This window comes from Streptococcus agalactiae ATCC 13813 (assembly GCF_000186445.1).
GTDB lineage: Bacteria > Bacillota > Bacilli > Lactobacillales > Streptococcaceae > Streptococcus > Streptococcus agalactiae.
On sequence record NZ_GL636070.1, the window covers coordinates 2,019,363 to 2,019,962 of the forward strand.

General features: G+C 31.8%; 1 protein-coding gene. It reads left to right on the forward strand.

The window, feature by feature from the left end; translation table 11 throughout:
- Positions 1 to 8: 8 nt before the first annotated feature.
- On the forward strand, positions 9 to 600 hold a 592-nt coding region (locus tag HMPREF9171_RS104010; protein WP_079255238.1), incomplete at its 3' end, for a restriction endonuclease subunit S.

Sequence of the window (600 nt, forward strand, 5' to 3'; positions counted from 1 at the left end):
AAGCTAGATTGCTTTATAAAAATTTAATATCGTCTAATGACACTAAATATCAAAATCTTTCAGATATTGCTAGAATTACGATGGGACAATCTCCTAAGGGTGAGACTTATAATGATGACAAGATTGGTTTGCCGTTATTAAATGGAGCTACAGACTTCAGAAACAGTATTTCACCCTCAAAATGGACATCTGATCCTAGAAAAATAGCTAGACCTGGAGAATATGTGTTTGGTGTGAGAGCAACTATTGGTTTAACAACAAAAATATTTAAAGAATATGCTATTGGTCGAGGAACAGGTAGTGCAAAACCAATTTCTAATATCTTTGATGAATATTTATTTTTCGCTTTGGAAGACCTTTTTGATTACTATGCTAATCTTGGTTCGGGAACAGTTTATATAAATATTTCAAAATCTGATTTCGATAGCTTCAAAGTTATTCTTCCAATAAAAGATCAATTTTTAGTTGACTTCCATAAAACAGTGCAACCACTATTTAATTTAATATTTAATAATAATGCTGAAATTCAAAAGTTATCCGAGTTAAGGGATTGCCTCTTGCCAAAACTCCTACCAGGCGAAATTTCCATAAATCAAGCCA